Annotated in this window: 18 protein-coding genes; 7 read left to right on the plus strand and 11 right to left on the minus strand. The window is 39.3% G+C overall.

What is annotated here, in order from left to right:
- The first annotated feature begins 39 nt into the window (after positions 1-39).
- The 4 genes from FPQ10_RS04525 to FPQ10_RS04540 all read left to right on the plus strand — a co-directional run bounded on the left by FPQ10_RS04525 (position 40) and on the right by FPQ10_RS04540 (position 5,789).
- Complete coding sequence (locus tag FPQ10_RS04525) at positions 40-3,126, plus strand: transglycosylase domain-containing protein (protein ID WP_186278533.1); 3,087 nt, start codon at positions 40-42, stop codon at positions 3,124-3,126.
- A 185-nt stretch (positions 3,127-3,311) separates the two neighbouring features.
- Entirely contained in the window at positions 3,312-3,950 is a 639-nt protein-coding gene (locus FPQ10_RS04530) for a GNAT family N-acetyltransferase (RefSeq protein ID WP_144160923.1), read from the plus strand.
- Positions 3,951-3,969: 19 nt separating this feature from the next.
- On the plus strand, positions 3,970-4,617 hold the full coding sequence (locus tag FPQ10_RS04535; RefSeq protein WP_144161070.1) for an acetoin utilization AcuB family protein: 648 nt from the start codon (positions 3,970-3,972) through the stop codon (positions 4,615-4,617).
- A complete protein-coding gene (locus tag FPQ10_RS04540) occupies positions 4,614-5,789 on the plus strand; it encodes an acetoin utilization protein AcuC (RefSeq protein WP_144160926.1) in 1,176 nt (391 codons plus the stop codon). The genes FPQ10_RS04535 and FPQ10_RS04540 overlap by 4 nt, the downstream gene beginning before the upstream one ends.
- 128 nt (positions 5,790-5,917) lie before the next feature.
- Here FPQ10_RS04540 and motS read toward each other — a convergent pair whose 3' ends face one another.
- The 4 genes from motS to FPQ10_RS04560 all read right to left on the minus strand — a co-directional run bounded on the left by motS (position 5,918) and on the right by FPQ10_RS04560 (position 9,787).
- Positions 5,918-6,700 carry a flagellar motor protein MotS gene (gene motS / locus FPQ10_RS04545; RefSeq protein WP_144160929.1) on the minus strand — a complete coding sequence of 261 codons (783 nt, stop codon included), beginning with the start codon at positions 6,698-6,700 and terminating at the stop codon, positions 5,918-5,920.
- Positions 6,690-7,514 (minus strand): flagellar motor protein MotP, encoded by an 825-nt coding sequence (gene motP, locus FPQ10_RS04550; protein WP_144160932.1) that lies wholly within the window; start codon positions 7,512-7,514, stop codon positions 6,690-6,692. Before motP ends, motS begins: the two co-directional genes overlap by 11 nt.
- A gap of 59 nt (positions 7,515-7,573) precedes the next feature.
- Positions 7,574-8,575 carry a catabolite control protein A gene (ccpA, locus tag FPQ10_RS04555; RefSeq protein WP_144160935.1) on the minus strand — a complete coding sequence of 334 codons (1,002 nt, stop codon included), beginning with the start codon at positions 8,573-8,575 and terminating at the stop codon, positions 7,574-7,576.
- A gap of 153 nt (positions 8,576-8,728) precedes the next feature.
- The gene (locus FPQ10_RS04560) at positions 8,729-9,787 is read right to left on the minus strand and encodes a bifunctional 3-deoxy-7-phosphoheptulonate synthase/chorismate mutase (protein ID WP_144160938.1); all 1,059 of its coding nucleotides are present in this window, start codon (positions 9,785-9,787) and stop codon (positions 8,729-8,731) included.
- Positions 9,788-10,117: 330 nt separating this feature from the next.
- On the opposite strand from FPQ10_RS04560, the gene mntR reads away from it, so the two are divergent.
- Positions 10,118-10,540 carry a transcriptional regulator MntR gene (gene mntR, locus FPQ10_RS04565; protein ID WP_144160940.1) on the plus strand — a complete coding sequence of 141 codons (423 nt, stop codon included), beginning with the start codon at positions 10,118-10,120 and terminating at the stop codon, positions 10,538-10,540.
- A 60-nt stretch (positions 10,541-10,600) separates the two neighbouring features.
- Here the strand turns inward: mntR and ytxJ are convergent, their stop codons facing one another.
- The 3 genes from ytxJ to FPQ10_RS04580 all read right to left on the minus strand — a co-directional run bounded on the left by ytxJ (position 10,601) and on the right by FPQ10_RS04580 (position 11,931).
- Positions 10,601-10,921, minus strand: a complete 321-nt coding sequence (gene ytxJ / locus FPQ10_RS04570; RefSeq protein ID WP_144160943.1) for a bacillithiol system redox-active protein YtxJ — start codon at positions 10,919-10,921, stop codon at positions 10,601-10,603.
- Positions 10,922-11,070: 149 nt separating this feature from the next.
- Complete coding sequence (locus FPQ10_RS04575; RefSeq protein ID WP_144160946.1) at positions 11,071-11,496, minus strand: YtxH domain-containing protein; 426 nt, start codon at positions 11,494-11,496, stop codon at positions 11,071-11,073.
- Positions 11,497-11,523: 27 nt separating this feature from the next.
- Complete coding sequence (locus FPQ10_RS04580; RefSeq protein ID WP_255439694.1) at positions 11,524-11,931, minus strand: DUF948 domain-containing protein; 408 nt, start codon at positions 11,929-11,931, stop codon at positions 11,524-11,526.
- Between the two features lie 139 nt (positions 11,932-12,070).
- Here FPQ10_RS04580 and FPQ10_RS04585 point away from each other — a divergent pair, with 139 nt between their 5' ends.
- On the plus strand, positions 12,071-13,183 hold the full coding sequence (locus FPQ10_RS04585) for an aminopeptidase (protein ID WP_144160952.1): 1,113 nt from the start codon (positions 12,071-12,073) through the stop codon (positions 13,181-13,183).
- A gap of 66 nt (positions 13,184-13,249) precedes the next feature.
- On the opposite strand, the gene murC is transcribed toward FPQ10_RS04585, so the two are convergent.
- Positions 13,250-14,545: a UDP-N-acetylmuramate--L-alanine ligase gene (gene murC / locus FPQ10_RS04590; RefSeq protein ID WP_144160955.1), complete on the minus strand. Its 1,296-nt coding sequence runs from the start codon at positions 14,543-14,545 to the stop codon at positions 13,250-13,252.
- Positions 14,546-14,757: 212 nt separating this feature from the next.
- Here murC and FPQ10_RS04595 point away from each other — a divergent pair, with 212 nt between their 5' ends.
- Positions 14,758-15,141 carry a YndM family protein gene (locus tag FPQ10_RS04595; protein WP_144160958.1) on the plus strand — a complete coding sequence of 128 codons (384 nt, stop codon included), beginning with the start codon at positions 14,758-14,760 and terminating at the stop codon, positions 15,139-15,141.
- A gap of 80 nt (positions 15,142-15,221) precedes the next feature.
- Here the strand turns inward: FPQ10_RS04595 and FPQ10_RS04600 are convergent, their stop codons facing one another.
- From FPQ10_RS04600 to FPQ10_RS04610, 3 genes are all read right to left on the minus strand, one after another.
- A complete protein-coding gene (locus FPQ10_RS04600; RefSeq protein WP_144160961.1) occupies positions 15,222-16,334 on the minus strand; it encodes a nicotinate phosphoribosyltransferase in 1,113 nt (370 codons plus the stop codon).
- A 143-nt stretch (positions 16,335-16,477) separates the two neighbouring features.
- Positions 16,478-17,083, minus strand: a complete 606-nt coding sequence (gene ytpR, locus FPQ10_RS04605; protein ID WP_144160964.1) for a YtpR family tRNA-binding protein — start codon at positions 17,081-17,083, stop codon at positions 16,478-16,480.
- Between the two features lie 6 nt (positions 17,084-17,089).
- A complete protein-coding gene (locus FPQ10_RS04610) occupies positions 17,090-17,902 on the minus strand; it encodes a DUF1444 domain-containing protein (protein WP_144160967.1) in 813 nt (270 codons plus the stop codon).
- Between the last annotated feature and the right edge of the window lie 74 nt (positions 17,903-17,976).

The following is a 17,976-nucleotide window of genomic DNA, read 5'->3' on the forward strand; positions in this document are numbered from 1 at the left end:
CTATGCTATAATAAATTAGATTATTTAGGAGGTTTGACGATGGGTTCTAATGATTCAAAAAATAAATTCCTAAAATTTTTCCAAGATGGAAAGTTTCCTCGTTTTACTCGAATCGGTTTGGATGTCGGTTGGAATATCTTATTATTCTTTATCGTCATCGGACTTGTTGGCGGATTCGCGATCGGAGGCGTCGGATTAGGTTATTTCGCTTCGTTGGTCGATGATATGCCTGTTGAAGATGAAGAAGAAATGAAACAACTCGTTTTTGACTACGAGGAAACTTCTCATACGTACTTTGCGAATGATGTGTATATGGGTAAGCTTCGTAGTGATATTCATAGAGAAGAAACTACGTTAGATAAAGTGTCTCAACATGTAAAAGATGCAGTGATCGCAACAGAGGACGAATTATTTTATGAGCACAATGGATTCGTGCCTAAAGCGATTATGCGCGCGATGTTTCAAGAATTTACAAACGCAGATACTCAATCTGGTGGTAGTACGCTAACACAGCAAATTGTCAAGAACCAAATTCTTTCCAGTGAAGTTTCCTTTGACCGAAAAGCAAAAGAAATCTTGATTGCTTCTCGAATTGAAAAGTTCATCGAGAAAGATCAGATCTTGGAAGCTTATTTGAATATCGTGCCATTTGGACGAGACTCTTCTGGTAGAAACATTGCCGGAATCGAAGCTGCTGCTGATGGTTTGTTTGATGTAGCACCAAGTGAACTGAACTTGGCTCAAGCAGCATACATAGCAGGTATGCCGCAAAACCCGTATGCTTATACTCCCTTTCTCCAAGGCGGAGAAAAGAAAACAGAAAAAGCATTACAAGACGGTTTAGATCGTAAAAATATTGTTTTAAGCAGAATGCTAGAAGCGGGAAAAATAACAGAAGAACAATATAATGAAGCAAGAGACTTTGATGTCATTGCTAGTTTGACAGACAAAAAAGAATCACTTTTCTCAGATTACCCTTATTTGACAATTGAAATTGAAGGCCGTGCCATTGAAAAACTGGCATTGCAATTAGCCAAAAACGACGGGTATTCAAAAGAAGAGTTTTATTCAGCTGAGGAAAAAGAATCTCGAACAGAATATCGTGAACAAGCGGAACGTGATTTGAAACATAAAGGGTATAGAATCCATACAACAATCAATAAAGATATCTATGAAGCTTGGCAAGATGCTACCGAAAATTATGGGCACTTCTATCCGACGAAAACGGTCCAGGTTACTAATCCACAAACTGGCGAAGTCGAAACCCGTGAGATTCCGATTGAAACGGGTGCTTCAATGATTGAGAACAGTACAGGACGGATTATTTCGTTTGTTGGTGGACGTGGCTATGAAAATGACAATATCAACTATGCTTTTTATAATACGCGACCAAACGGGAGTACGATGAAGCCATTGCTCGGATATGGACCAGCGTTTGAACTTGGAGTCTTCCAACCAGGTTCTCCAGTTCCTGATATTGGATTTTCAATAACTCCTCCTGGCGGAAAATCTTGGTCACCATCCAACTATGCTGGTAGAGAACGTGGTATTGTGACCGCGAGAGAAGCATTGGCAAAATCCTATAACTTGCCTGCTACCCGTGTCATGCGTGGTTTGTTGGCTGTCGACAATAACCCTGCAAGATATTTAACGAAACTTGGGCTTACTGAACCAGCGGAAGAACAAAGTCAGAATCATATGCCAACAGTTCTCGGCTCTTTCTATACAACGGTTTCAGATGTTACGAGTGGATTTACTGCATTTTCAAATGGTGGAAAACGACCTGAGCCATTTATGATTGAAAAAATCATAGATCAAGATGGCAACCCTGTTTTTGAGCATGAGGTTAAAGAAACCGAAGTCTTTTCACCGCAGACAGCCTACCTAACCTTAGATGTCATGCGTGATGTTATTTCAAACGGTACGGCAACGTATGTGAACAGTCGTTTGAACAACACAAGTGTTGATTGGGCCGGGAAAACGGGTACGTCTCAAAACTTTGCCGACGCCTGGTTTGTCGGTACAAATCCAAATGTCACAATCGGTACATGGTTCGGGTACGGATTATATGATTTAGATGCAAGTGGAAAAGTTACGGGTAGAGAAAGTAATATTATGAGTTTGAATAGTTGTCCTGGTGGTTGTTCGCTTGGTTACAGCAGTCGTAATACGGGTTACTGGTCTGAATTGGTCAATGCAGCAGCTGAAGTCGATCCAGAACTTGTAACGCCAAGCAAACGACATGAAAGCCCAGGTGGAATCGTGCAGCGCAGCTACTGCTTGATTTCCGGCAAGCTTCCAAGTGATGCGTGTCAAGCGCTCGGCTTGGTTCAAACCGATCTCTTTAATATCGAACATGTTCCGACCGAAAAAGATGATAGTGTCGTAAAAGGGAACTATGTGAAAATTGGTGATAAGACGTATGAAGCTGCCGATTCGACTCCAGAAGAATTTACTGAACAAGGCTATTTCATAAAACCTGATTTCATTGAAGATATGGGACCAGCTTGGTTCCAGATTGATGACCTCAGTAAATTATTACCGAATAACGAAGCTTGGAATGATCTCGTCGTTCCTGAGTCTGATTCACCGAAAAACAGTAACCCTGGTACGCCAAGCGGTGTTTCCATGAGTGGTAGTACGTTGACTTGGAATGACAGTAGTAACGCCATTGGTTACCGGGTCTATATGGCTAATGAAAAAGGTGGAGACTTTAAACAAATTAAAGCAACGACAGATAATTCAATACGTGTTCCATCTAAAAATAAAGTCTATGCTGTTCGTGCAGTGAACTTCTACGGTAAAGAATCAAGTATGTCCAGCACAGTCATATACGGAAACGTAACTTCAGAAGAAGAGAAGAAGAAACAAGAAGAAGAGAAGAAAAAGAAAGAGGAACAAAAGAAGAAAGAAAAAGAACGTAAGAAAAAAGAAGAGGAAAAAGAAAAGAAAAAGAAAGAAGATGAAAAGAAAAAAGAGGAAGAGAAAAAGAAAGAAGATGAAGAAGCAAGCGGCGGAGATTCAAATGGAGACAGCGGCTCCGATGATAGCGGTGACTCCGGCGGAAGCGAAAATGGAAACGGTGGGAACGACAAGAAAGATGAGAAAAAAGACGACGGCAACTAACACTCTTTGATCTGACAACAACTTTCACTAGTCTCCATCAATTTAGTGGCAAGCAGCGACATCCGCCGCTTGCCTTTTTTGCTATATAATCAACTTTCTCTCTCCTTATCATCTCATTCTATTTTTCCAAAACATCTTCTGTTATAATGAAATTGGATTCGTTAAATTCATTAGGTGGTGTCGATTTGGAACACTCTAAAACATATTACAGTCAAACCATTCGTGAAAACAACAAAGAAATTATCATTGAGGGGCCTGTCGATTCAGAAAAGCTTAAAAATTATTATTTCGATGATGGATTGAAAGCGTTTAGGCCACCAAAAAAGCAATATGAAGCAATTCTATCGATTGCAGATTTTGAAGAAGGTCGCATTATTATTGCTCGTGACGAAGATAAAATTATCGGTTATGCGACTTTTTTGCACCCTGATCCAATGGAGCGTTGGGCAACTTACAAGATGGATAATTTATTGGAACTAGGAGCAATTGAAGTTTCCCATGAATACCGTGGAATGAAGGTTGGTTCAACCATTTTGGAAGTCGCTATGAGAGACGATTATATGGAAAATTATATAACAATCACGACAGAGTATCATTGGCATTGGGACATGAAAACAACTGGATTAAGTATTTGGCAATATCGTAACGTGATGGAGAAAATGATGGCTCATGGTGGGTTAAAACCGATGTCCACAGACGACCCAGAGATTGTTTCTCACCCTGCGAATTGTCTGCTCGTCCGGATTGGTGAAAATGTTGATGCTGAATCGATTAAGCTGTTTGACTCCATGCGTTTTATGGGTCGTGAAGATTTCTTTTTTTAATAAAGGGGCGTGAATGAGAATGATAGTCGAAGAAGTTATGAGTAGGGATGTGATTACACTCTCCCCTCAAGACAAAATTGAAAGCGCTTTAAAATTACTGAATGAGCACCGAATCAGACATATTCCAATAACAAATGATGAAGAACAAGTCGTCGGCATTGTTTCCGATCGTGACATCCGTGATGCAGCTCCTTCCATATTGGCCGCTGAACAAAATTTGGATATTTTGGAGAGTCCCATTCAATCCATTATGTCGAGTCCTGTTATTACCGCACATCCTCTTGATTTCATTGAAGATATTGCTTCACTATTCTATGATTACGAAATTGCGTGTGTGCCTGTTACGCATGCAAATAAACTCATTGGTGTCGTCACGGAGAAAGATATTCTCTACACACTAATTCAAGTAACTGGAATTCGCGAACAAAGTTCACAAATTGAAATTCGAGTTCCTAACAAAATAGGGACATTGCCAAAAATTGCTCAAATCATCAGTGAACGCAATACAAATATTTCATCTGTTTTCCTCTATCCATCCAAAGAAGATCGCAGTGAAAGAATAATTGTTTTACGAGTTCAAACGATGAATCCAATGCCTATCATCGATGAATTGAGAAAACAAGGCTATCATGTCATTTGGCCGAACCTACCGGGGATGAGCGAATGAACGAACATAAAGCAGCTTTTGTTTTCTCAGAAGCATTTTTAAGTTATAAATTCAGAGATGACCATCCGTTTAATCAAAAACGTGTCGTTCTTACGAGTGAATTACTAAAAGCGAGTGGGGCATTGGATGATGAGCAAGTAATAGCACCTCGAATGGCGACGGATGAAGAAATCAATCTGATTCACAAGTCTAGCTATATTGAGGCTGTACAAAAAGCAAGTGTCGGCATGTTGTCAGAGGAACAAGGTATGCAATATGGGATTGGTACGCAAGACACACCTATTTTTGAGCATATGCATGAAGCATCGGCTCAATTAGTCGGCGGAACATTGACGGCTGTTGATGCTGTTATGAATGGCGACTATACCCATGCCGTTAATATTGGTGGCGGATTACATCATGGGTTTAAAGGGAAAGCATCTGGCTTTTGTATATATAATGATGCGGCGATTGCCATCAAATATATACGAGAACATTATAACTTAAAAGTTCTCTACGTTGATACGGATGCCCATCATGGTGATGGCGTACAATGGGCGTTTTACGATGACCCGAATGTTTGCACATTTTCAATCCATGAAACGGGAAGATACTTGTTTCCAGGTACAGGGAACGTAAACGAGCGTGGGCACAATGATGGGTTTGGTTATTCCTTTAACTTACCAATTGATGCTTTCACCGAAGATGACTCGTTTTTGGAAGTATACTCAAAATCATTGGAAGAAGTCACGGAATACTTTCGTCCGGACATTATAATTAGTCAAAACGGAGCCGACGCACATGCATACGATCCATTAACCCATTTATGTTGTTCCATGAAGATCTTTGAAGAGATTCCTAAGCTCGTTCATCGCTTAGCACATAAGTATTGTAATGGAAAATGGATTGCTTTGGGTGGTGGTGGCTATGATATTTGGAGAGTCGTCCCACGCGCCTGGGCACAGTTATGGAACGTTGCGAATTTAGATGGCCAAACGTTGCAAGGTCCATTACCGGAAGAATGGCTTGAAAAATGGCAACCAAAGAGTCCGGTAAAATTACCAACACATTGGCAGGATCTCTCACGTGTGTATAAAGAGATTCCTCGTAAAAAAGAAATCACGGAAAAAAATCAATTGACATTAGGAAAATCGCTTGAAATCATTAGAAACGAGCAAAAATACATTTTTTGAAATGAGCTAGCAACATAGATTTATCTTATCTAGAATCTATATTTATAGGCTTATCTTTATCATTAATTTTTTGATTTTTCCTATACTTCTTACGATAAAAATAAAACCAGTGAGTGACTTTCCGTCATTCACTGGTTTTCTGCTCTCAAAATGGTGATTTCCACCCGTCGATTTAAGCGCATATTTTCTGAACTATTATTTTCAACGTATGGTTTGGTATCAGCATATCCTGAAGCTTGGAAACGTGCTGGGTTCAACTCCTGATCTTCCACAAAAAATCGAACCACACTACTCGCCCGTGCTCCACTCAATTCCCAGTTGGACGGGAAACGATATGTATTGATTGGTCGACTATCGGTATGCCCTTCAATTTTTACGTTATTTGGGATGTTCGATAACAAGACCCCTACCTTTTCTAAAAAAGGAAATCCTTCTTTAATCAATTCCGCTTCACCGGATTCAAACAACACACGCTCTTGCAAAACGAGTACAACTCCCTGGTCGGTTCGGCTCGCCGAAATAACCCCATTCAATTCTTCTTGATCCAAAAATTGTTCCACTTCTTCATGTAATTCATTTAAAGACTCTTCATCTGTGGAATCCATTTTTTCTTCGTTTTCCATTGCTTCCTCGTTCTCTTCAGGGATCATCGCCTGAAAATCGGATTCTTCAGGATCCAATTGATTTTCTTGATTCTCAGTCGGTTGGTCCATTTCAATTGCGGACGGCATGAAGTCGAAAATCACACGCTCTTGATACGACTCGGCGACGGCTTTGAACTTCACTGCATCGATTTGTGACATGGAAAATAATAAAATGAAAAAAACGAGAATTAATGTAATCATGTCCGAATATGTAACCATCCACATTGGCGCTTCGCGTTTTGGTGGTTTTCTACGTTTACGATTCATTAATCGTCTCCCCAATCATCTCTTCTTCCTCTTCTTTTTCGTTCAGTTTAAGCTCTTCAGTTGAGAGGAATGCACTCAATTTCTCTTCCAAGATTTTTGGGTTTTGACCAGATTGAACGCCAATGACACCTTCTACTATGATTTGTTTCATAAATACTTCTTGTTCCGTGCGTGAGTATAACTTTCCGGCAATCGGGATAAAGACAAGATTGGCCAATACCATTCCGTAGAATGTTGTCAGAAGGGCAATCGCCATACTCGGGCCAATCGTCTCTGGAGTTTCTAAGTTATTGAGCATTAACACAAGCCCAATCAATGTACCGATCATGCCCCAGGCAGGTGCATATTCTCCCGCCTTCTCTACGACATTCCGTCCTTTTTGATGTCTTTCTTCCATAGCCGCAATCTCTGCATTCATGATTTCATTGATGACTTCCGGTTCAATTCCATCAATTGCCAAGTAAACCCCTTTTTTAATAAATGGATCGTCTACATCATCCATCTCACTTTCCAGGGCAAGTAAACCTTCTCTTCTGGCCTTTTCTGAAAGTTGAATAAATAACTGAATCAATTCCCGAAGATTATAATTTTGACTATGGAAAGCTTCCTTCATTACTTTTCCAAACATTTTCATTTCTACGACAGAAAAGTTAATTAATAGGGCACCAATCAAGCCGCCGATCACGACGACGATGGAAGAAACTTGAATAAACGACGAAACGCCTCCAAATCCACTGTTAAAATAGATGCCTAATAAAATCATTGTTGCACCTAGACCAATACCTATTGGTGTCAGTAAATCTTTTCGCTTCATACTCTCACCCTACTTACATCCGATTTATCTATCTCTATTTACTATTATCGGCATCAATTTTATTTTGTTGAGTCTCTTTCGATGATTCGGTGAGGTAAAGTGACTTGCTTTTCGTCTACTTCTTCGCCTTGAAGCAACTTCGTTAGTAAACGCATCGATACAGCACCGATATCATACATCGGTTGCATCACGGTCGTTAATGTCGGACGTACCATCGTAGCAAGCCTTGTATTATCAAATCCTACCACAGCAACATCTTCCGGAACCTTCAATCCGTTATCTTGTAATCCATGAATGACACCAAGGGCCATCTCATCTGAAGAAACAAGGATTGTCTCTGGCCGCTTCTCCAACCCGAGGAAATAATTGCTTGCTTCAATACCTGAGTCATAGCTATCATCACTATTAAAAATAAGTTTCTCTAAATCGGCTTCATTTTTACCGGAATTTTTCATCGCATCGACAAAGGATTGTTTTCTAATTTCGTTTGATCGATTATTTAATGGGCTTGTAACAAATCCAATATCGCCTTCCCCTTTTTCTTCGATGAACTGAACTGCATCCTGAATTGCCTGGTAATAATCGATATTTACAGATGCAAGCTCTTCAGATTCGGCGATCGTAGCTGCCAAGATAACTGGAATATTTGCCTTCTTGAACGCTTCGATATGCTCATCGGTTATGGTTGTCCCCATAAAAATAATGCCATCCACTTGTTTTTCCAACATATTGTAGAATAAATCGATCTCTTTCGTTTTTTGTTGATCAGAACTACTCAAGATAATATGGTACTTATACATGGTTGCGATATCCTCAATACCACGTGCTAAGTCAGCAATGAAGAGATTGGCCACATCTGGAATGATGACACCGACTGAAGTTGTTTTTCTGCTGGCCAACCCACGTGCCACTGCGTTTGGGCGGAACCCTAACTCTTCTATAGCATGCAGTACTTTTTGCCGTGTAATTGGCTTTACATTTGTATTTCCATTGATGACCCGCGAAACGGTCGCCATCGATACGTTTGCTTTTTTTGCTACATCATAAATGGTTACGCTCATCTTAAAAACCTCATTTCATAACGTTTCATTTTACTGTAAGAATACTGTACTCCATCAATCGATTCAATAGATAACTTGTGAAAGTTTCTTGAGGGTTACAGGCTGTTTCTCATCAAATGTATGTTGCATAGATATACACATTCGAACAAAATTTTACTTCTGTAACTCATTCATGAATTGATGAAAAGTATCTAAGTCCATTTGTTGCTGTGCGTCTGATAAAGCAGTTGCTGGATCTGGATGGACCTCAGCCATCACGCCATCCGCCCCGATCGCAATAGCAGCTTTGGCGGCAGGCAATAATAAGTCTCTTCTGCCTGTCGAATGGGTGACATCAACGAAAACCGGTAAATGCGTCTCTTTCTTTAAGATAGGTACGGCTGTAATATCTAATGTGTTCCTTGTAGCTGTTTCATATGTTCGAATCCCTCGTTCACATAAAACGATTTGGTCATTTCCTTGAGAAATAATATACTCTGCAGCGTTCATAAATTCATTGATCGTCGCAGCCAACCCTCTTTTTAGAAAAATGGGCTTGTCTGACCGTCCTGCTTCTTTCAACAATTCGAAGTTTTGCATATTACGGGCACCGATTTGAATGACATCCAAATAGTCGGCTGCTTCCTCGATATGATTTGGGTTGACAATTTCGCTGACGACCTTCAATCCATATCGATCGCCGACTTTCTTCAAGATTTTTAATCCATCAAATCCGAGGCCTTGGAAATCATATGGTGAGGTGCGTGGTTTAAAGGCTCCACCACGTAAAATGGGAATATCTCTTTCTTTTAAAGCTTGCGCGACTTGATCGACCTGTTCTTCTGATTCAACAGAACAAGGACCTATGATGTATTGAAGATTTCCACCTCCAATTTCTACGTCCTCAACAGAGACAATCGTATCTTGAGGCTTTTGCTCTCTCGAAACAAGAAGTGTTTTTCGGTAATCATCTTCTTGTAATTCCTTAGCGGCTTTAAAAATCTCTTTAAATAAATGCTCAATAGTGGAACTTTCAAATGGACCTTCATGGTGATCGACGATATGATTGAGCATCTCCCTCTCACGTACCGGATCAAATACTTTAATTCCTTGTGCTTTTTTGATTTCACCAATTTTCTTGACGAGCTCGCCACGCTTGTTGATCCATTTTAAAACTTCTATATTCACTTCATCGAGTTGTTCTCTTAATTCTTCCAAATTCGGTTCCTGCATGGATAGCTGCCTCCAAATGTTATTTATTGTATAGTCGTTTTATGACACATTAATTTAAGTTAAGTATACAATTATATCGAAATTTGGTGCAATAGACTAGTCTTACAGCACAGAACACAGGAGAAATTCGACTAAATGTAAAATTATTCATTTTAGATATCGGCATTATTTTAAAACCCGAAACGGACTTTAACAAAGTCTTTCGAAACAGAAATTTAAATACTCAATGCGGACATGAAGAGTCATATATTGATCCGAAAACTCAAGTTTCTTTTGAAAAGCTACGAAATCTGCTAAAATAGGTATAAGAACGATTATGGAGGTTGTTTCATGGCGACACCTAGCATGGAAGATTATATCGAAACAATTTATCTACTGAAAGAACAAAAAGGCTATGCCAGAGTTTCAGATATCGCTGAACACTTAGACGTACTCCCTTCTTCCGTCACCAAAATGGTGAAAAAACTGGATGAAAGTAGTTATGTCGTCTATGAAAAATATAGAGGCCTGATTCTGACGGAAAAAGGAAGAGAGTTTGGTGAAAAACTATTATACCGTCATAAACTGTTAGAAGACTTTTTACATATTATCGGCGCGGATGAAGACTCCATTTATGAAGAAGTTGAAGGAATTGAGCATCACCTGAAATGGGATACGATCGTCCGGATTGGGGATTTAGTCGAGTATTTTAAAGCCGATCCTGAACGGTTAAATGATCTGAAGAAAATTAAAGAAAAAAATCAAAAACATTAAAATAAACCTGCTCTACTTCGATCAATAGGATGTGGTAGGCAGGTTTATTTTATGATTGATTTATTTTACAACCTCTTTCAACGTATCATATTTAATGTGCCAATGAGAGTTATGATAGTTGACTGCACCGTCTTTTACATAGAAAAACTGTGGCGACTCATGTTTAATTTCAAATTGATCGGCAACCTGATTGGATAAATCTCGGTTGTCCTGGATATGAATCATATATGCAGGAAGCGAACTATCGTCGAGAAATTTCTCGAATTCCTCTTTTGCTTCTGCACTGATTGGGCATGTCAAGCTGTGTTTAAACAGTAAAAATGAGTCATTTGACAATGCTTCATTTAATTCTGCTTCAGATGTTAAAACTTTGTAAGACATCTTTCGTATTCCTCCTTATGAACTATACTACTCACTCATTTTACCAAACGGAAGAACGGAACTCTTCATTTATGCTTGGTGTTTAACACTACCTACTAAAAAGGTGGGATTAAAAAACCACCCCAATAAAGGAGTGGTTGATCATCCATTTAGTTTTGTGAGTTTTTGAAATTCATATCCGCTTCTTGGCGTTCCATTTCATCTGCAGCTTCTTCGATCGCTTCAGCGACATCCTCAGCAATTTCTTGGCCTTGCTCTTTGTTTTCGCTACGTAAATATTCAACGCGTTCTTGAATATCATCTTTTTTCTGCTTAATTTTTTCACCTAAGTTTTTACTGGATTCTTGAGCGCGCTCGTACAGTTCATTCCCTTTATCATAAGCCGTGTTCTTCCATTCAGAAGCACGTTCACGAACTTGATCAGCTCCAGTGTTGATATCTTGTCTTAAATCTTTACCGGCTTTAGGAGCGTATAGAAGGGCAACGGACGCACCGATGATTCCTCCAATTAATGTTCCAATAACAAAATCTTTACCGTTCATTCCACCGTTGTTGTTTTGATTTTCGTTTGACATAAATAATTCCTCCTCGTTTTTTTCTACTTATTTTTTCCCTTTGTAACTTTTCCAAAGGTGAATGGCAGCTTCTCCCCATTTCATTGCCTGTGAAGCTTGAGGTGCCTGTTCACCAGCTTGTTGTTGAACTTCTTTAGATAGCTGTTGCAAAGAATGATTGAACTCATTCACTGTATGTCCGATTCCTTTAATGCCATCGAACAAAACAGTAGTCTTCGCTGTTTTTTCTGAAATATCATCTGCTAAATAATTCGTTTTCTGTAATAACAATGTTGTCTCTTCACTAATTCCTTGCATTTGTTTCTCGACACCTTCAAGCGTTGTCGATACATTGTCCAGCGTTTTCGATACGGACATGAGTGTTTTCGCTAAGAAAATGACTAATACTAAAAATGCTACTGCTGCAATTAATGCTGCAATATGTAGTAAGTTCACTACAAACACACCTTCCATTTTTATTCTATACTAACTATACCCATTAGTATAGCGAATCAAACGCAAGATTTACAAAGTTTTCACTTATTATGCTAAACTATAACTATTTCATATTCAAACATAACTAGGAGGAAAACACATGAAAGACCCACGAATCAGACAAATGGCAGAATTACTCATCAACTATTCAGTCAAACTTCAACCAGGTGAAAAATTATTAATCGAAAATACCGGGATCCAACAAGCACTCGTTTCGGCGATTGTTGATGAGGCGTACAAAGCAGGTGGACAACCCTTTGTTAATTTAAAAGACCCAAAAGTACACCGCTCGTTGTTGCGCGGTGCAACGAAAGAACAACTTGAAGCATGGGAAAAATATGAGTCGACGGTAATGGAAGAGATGGACGCCTATATTGCCATCCGTTCCGGAGATAATATTAATGAACTCTCAGATGTTCCCTCAGAAAAAAATAAATTATACGGTGAAACGGTCGGAAATGTACACCGAAACATTCGCGTTCCAAAAACAAAATGGTGTGTCCTTCGCTATCCAAATGAATCGATGGCACAACTTGCCGAAATGAGCACAGAAGCATTCGAAGACTTCTATTTCAATGTCTGCACGCTTGATTATAGCAAGATGAGCAAAGCGATGGATGCGTTAGTTGAAAAAATGAACAACACGGACGAGGTGCACATCACTGGACCTGGAACGGACTTGACGTTTTCCATTAAAGACATACCTAAAATAAAATGTGCCGGGGAGATGAACCTTCCTGATGGTGAAGTATACACAGCACCCATCAAAGATTCAGTGAATGGTACATTGACTTATAATACACCTTCACCGTATCAAGGATTTACATTCCAAAATGTTTCTTTGACATTTAAAGACGGGAAAATTATTGAAGCGACTGCCAATGATTCCGAGCGAATTAATGAGATTTTTAACACCGATGAAGGTGCCCGTTATATCGGCGAATTTGCGATCGGGATCAATCCATTTATCCAACATCCAATGGCAGATATTTTATTTGATGAAAAAATCGATGGAAGTTTCCACTTCACCCCGGGACAAGCTTACGATGATGCATATAACGGAAACGACTCAGCCATCCACTGGGATATGGTCAATATTCAGCGTGAAGACTATGGTGGCGGAGAAATGTATTTTGACGGTGAGCTCGTCAGAAAAAATGGTCGCTTTGTCATTCCAGAGTTAGAGGTATTAAATCCAGAAAACCTTAAATAAACATATTCATCCGAATAGATAAAAAAGCTGTTGCCTTCTGACTCAGTCAGTGGACAACAGCTTTTTTTAAGTTAGTTTTTTATACTTCTCTTCATATTTCTGAATATCACCTGCACCCATAAACAGAAGTACACTGTTTGGATGTTGTTTCAATTTTTCAATGTCTTCTTCTGAAACAATTGTCGAGTTTTCAATCCGCTCTTGGAGATCTTCTATTCGAAGCGCTCCATCCGATTCACGTGCCGAACCAAAAATATCACAGAGATAGACATGATCAGCCAGTGATAAAGATTCTGCAAACTCTTCTAAAAATTGCTTTGTTCGCGTGAATGTGTGTGGTTGAAATACAGCGACGACCTCTTTATCCCGGTATTTTTTTCGAGCCGAGTCAATGGTTGCTTTAATTTCTGTCGGATGGTGTGCATAATCATCAATTAGAATTTGGTTGAAATTCCACTGTGTCTCTGTAAATCTTCTTTTGACACCGCCAAATTCCTTCATGCTCTTAATTTCTTCAGCATTGAAATTCTCATAGTGACAAAGCGCAATGACACTGAGTGCATTCAATACAGCGTGTGTACCATACTGTGGCACAATAAAGGTTTCATAATAAGTATTTCTTACATAGACTTCAAACGAGGTGCCTTCATCCGTCTCTTGAACATTCTTCGCTTGAAAGTCGTTTTCTTCTGATAGTCCGTAATATACGACAGGCACATTTGCGTAAATTTGTTTTAGATAATCGTCATCACCACAGGCGATGATTCCTTGCTTCACATTCAACGCCATCGATTGAAAAGCATCGAAAACATCTTCAATATCTTTAAAATAATCTGGATGGTCAAAATCAATATTGGTCATAATTAAATAATCCGGCTCATATGCCAAGAAATGGCGCCGGTATTCACATGCTTCAAAAACAAAATATTGACTGTCTTCATCACCATATCCCGTTCCATCACCGATCAAATAGGATGTAGGAATATTTTTGCCAAGTGTATGCGCAAGTAAACCGGTTGTCGACGTTTTGCCATGAACACCTGTGACACCGATACTTGTATAGTTTGTAAGCCATTCTCCTAAAAAATCATGGTAACGATAGAACGGCAACTTTAACTCTTTTGCTTTCGCAATTTCTTCATGATCATCGCCAAATGCATTACCTGCAATAATGATTTGATTTTTTTCAATATTATCTTCTGAAAAAGGAAGGATCGTAATGTCCCTTTTTTCCAAAGCTTTTTGTGTAAAAATTTCTTGATCAATATCTGAACCTTGCACTTGTTTACCCGAGTCATGGAGGATTTGTGCGAGGGCACTCATACCTGTACCTTTAATCCCTATAAAATGGTATACCGACATTTAATCGAACCTCCGTTAAACTTCTGTTGTCATTATATGCTACTAACTCTCTTTTTGCTTTTTTCATTATAGCAGAAATTAAAACATTATCCACTAAAATATCCTTACAGTCATAACGTTTAATCTAATTCTTGGCGGGAAAAAATATAATATAGACAGAAAGAACCAGGAACAATTTACTCCTAAAAACGTTTATGTAGAGGAGGATTGATATGGAACACGGAAAAGCACTGGCAATTAAAGGCGTCATGACATTCGTGATCCTTTTATTGATTCTTGGACTCATGTTTGGCATGTCATTAGGTAATGTTTTACTCACTACGGTTGTACTCGGGATTATTTCCTATTTAGTTGGAGATCTATTCATTTTGCCAAAAACAAATAATACGGTTGCTACCCTTAGTGATATCGGTTTAGCGTTTCTCGTCATTTGGCTTTTCAGCATGACTATCAGTAGTATGGGTATCGGGACGCTAGCTGGCGGAGCAATTATCTCAGCCGTTGTTCTAGCCGTCGGTGAATACTTTTTCCACGATTATCTCCTCAGAAACTATATCGGTTTTAATCGTAAGTACACTTATTCACCAAATCACTAAAAAATCTCAGTTAAGCTTCTCCTAGCTGAGAATAGATGAAAATATGCTGACCCCATCAAGCAATAGGGTCAGCATTTTATTTATCCATTAACCGGATAATTCACTTTTTTCAATCGTGCATTCGGATGGTATTTTCGTCCTTGTTTTGCTTCATGTTTGCCATCTAACATGACATTATCACCTGTAAATCCAATATTAACTTTCAATAAGTTATTACCGACTCCATACATATCAACTGGAACTTCTGCTTCTTCAAATCGTTTAATTTTTTCTTTATTGAATCCACCACTCGCCATGATTTTCACATGATGGTATCCTTCATCATCCAACGCATTCCGTAAAGCAAAAATAAGTTCTTTATTTACGCCTCTTGGATCGAATGGACCCATTAAGTGCTGATTTCTAAAGAAATATTTATCGACCATGTTGCTTGAAGTATCCAGCCGGACACCCGCCAACTCATCACCGAAATGACGTGCAACTTTTAAGGCATCCGTAATGACGTCATTATTATAATCTACTAAGGCGACGAGATCGTCATCAGGGTAAGTTTCGCGATAAGCTTCACACGCACGAACCAAATCACCAGAAAACATTTGAATCAATGCGTGAGGCATTGTTCCCATACCTTCTTTGCCCCACCACTCGTTCATCGCGTGTGTTGCTTGGGCTGTAGATCCACCGATATACGCAGCATATCCATCACCAGGTTGCTGTGTGAAATGGTCATCACGATCTCCCATAAAGATGACGTCCTTTTTCTTGCCACTAGATTTCGCAGCACTGACAACCTCATATACGTTTGTTGCAACAGATGTTCTCCGGCCGAGCACCCCATCGATCAACCCTTCGAGATACCCAAAATCTTGGTATCTACCTTTGATTGTCAATACACTCTCATATGGTTCAATTTTATCGCCATCTTGCAAGGCGTGGATTTCTAAATCTTGCGGATTTTTAGCAAAGTTATGGATTAAAGCAATGGCTTCATCCGTCCCACAAAGAACAGCATGTTTCTTTTGGAAGTATTGCATGACTACTTCGCTACCGTTCATATACTTTTCAGCGATTTCTGTCGTTTTTAAGAAGTAAACAGCAGAAAACCAACCTTCTCCGATTCGTTCATCGAATTTAAATGTTTCATTGGTTAAGCGCGCAATTTTCCCTTGTTGCTTCAAACCGAATTCCTTCATCCGTATACTCCTTCTTTCCTTGATTGAGTCCATGAATACAATCATCATAACGATAAATAGCGTGCACTTCAACTTCGTTACTAAAGCTTAATGGAGATATTCGTGTATGACTTCCGTTTCTATAAAAATCGTTCCCTTATACTTTATTGGAAAAACGCCTCTCCGACAGTTCGCTCATCGTCCAAGACAAGAATACCTTTCTCTTGGCTGGCGTTTGGTAAATTTAATTCTTTTGCAGAACAAATCATGCCATGAGAATCTACACCACGCAGCTGTGAAGGTACGATTTTCATCCCATTTGGCATAATGGCTCCTGGTAAAGCGACAACTACCTTCTGTCCTGCATCAACATTCGGTGCGCCACAAACGATTTGTTGTTGTTGATCTCCAACATTTACTTGGCACACATTTAGTTTCGATGCATCCGGGTGATCACTCATTTCCTCAACTTTACCAACAATAAATTTCGGCGTGCGATCAACTTCATTTAAGTTATGGGTAAAACCTTCCGCTTCAATAACTTGTCCGATTTTTTCAATCAAATCGTCTGTTGGTAAAATCGGATGAGTTTCTGGAATGTCGATATGCGTTGATGCCTGAAAAATATTGTAACCAACGACTTCGCCTGAGTCTTTTTCTTTAATTTCCGTGACGTCACCTGATGAAACAGACGTGATTTCTGTATTTTTTTGATCTAATGTAACGATTAGGACGTCTCCAATTCCCTGTTGATTATAAATAATTTGCATGTTGTTCTACTCCTTATCTCGTTTTGGTTTCTTTTGCGCTAAAATAAAAATAGGCTCTAACTTCTTATCTTCGTATAAGAAAGGTAAAGACGTAATTGGGATTTGGCCCTCAGCAAAGAATTGCATCATCATTTGAGCTAAAATATCGTATCCCATCTCATTGTGAATGTCAGCAAAAAGTAAAACATCTTGGTGAGGGACGCCAATAGCCAGCTCACCGCTTGTATTCGCACGCATTTCTTCCAATAACGCTTCATTTAAAATACGGCTTGCGTCATATCCATCTTTAGAGGATAAGAAATAAAACGTGTTTCCGGCAACATCGTCTTGCTTCATTTCGGTCGATAACTTTCGCACGTTAAATGAAGCAATCTCTTTCACACGTTGTTCTTCCCAATTTTCTCGCTCAAGCATATTTTCATCGATTAATTTATAAGACTTCCCTAAATCAAGGGCATAATAAATTCTCGTCTCAGCCGTGTGATCCGTATAGATTAGCTTCTCTCCAGCTTTTGACTCTGTCGGGAAAGAACCTGAACGAATGACGGGAAAAATTTGGCTCTCTTTTCCTTCTAATTGCTGCTTTTCACTCATAATCCGCAATGCTTCACGAATATGCGCTTCTATTTCATCCAACGCTTTTTCTTTACGGTTTTCCCATTTTGAGATTAATCCTGGAAGAGAAATCGTCACACCTTGTTCTGTATCCTTCCATTCGATCCGAAATGTATCTTTATCTCGATCGAAATGTGTCTGCCAATGATCTTCTGAGAATCGCTCCCGAAGTTTGCGTTTCATTTCGATGCTTGTCATACTCATTTGGTTAGCCTCCTTCGTCGGTTCCTTCCCTATCATATAATATACTAGTAAAAGACGATAACGTTTTGTTTAAT

The organism is Allobacillus sp. SKP2-8, assembly GCF_007559355.1.
Lineage (GTDB): Bacteria > Bacillota > Bacilli > Bacillales > Alkalibacillaceae > Allobacillus > Allobacillus halotolerans.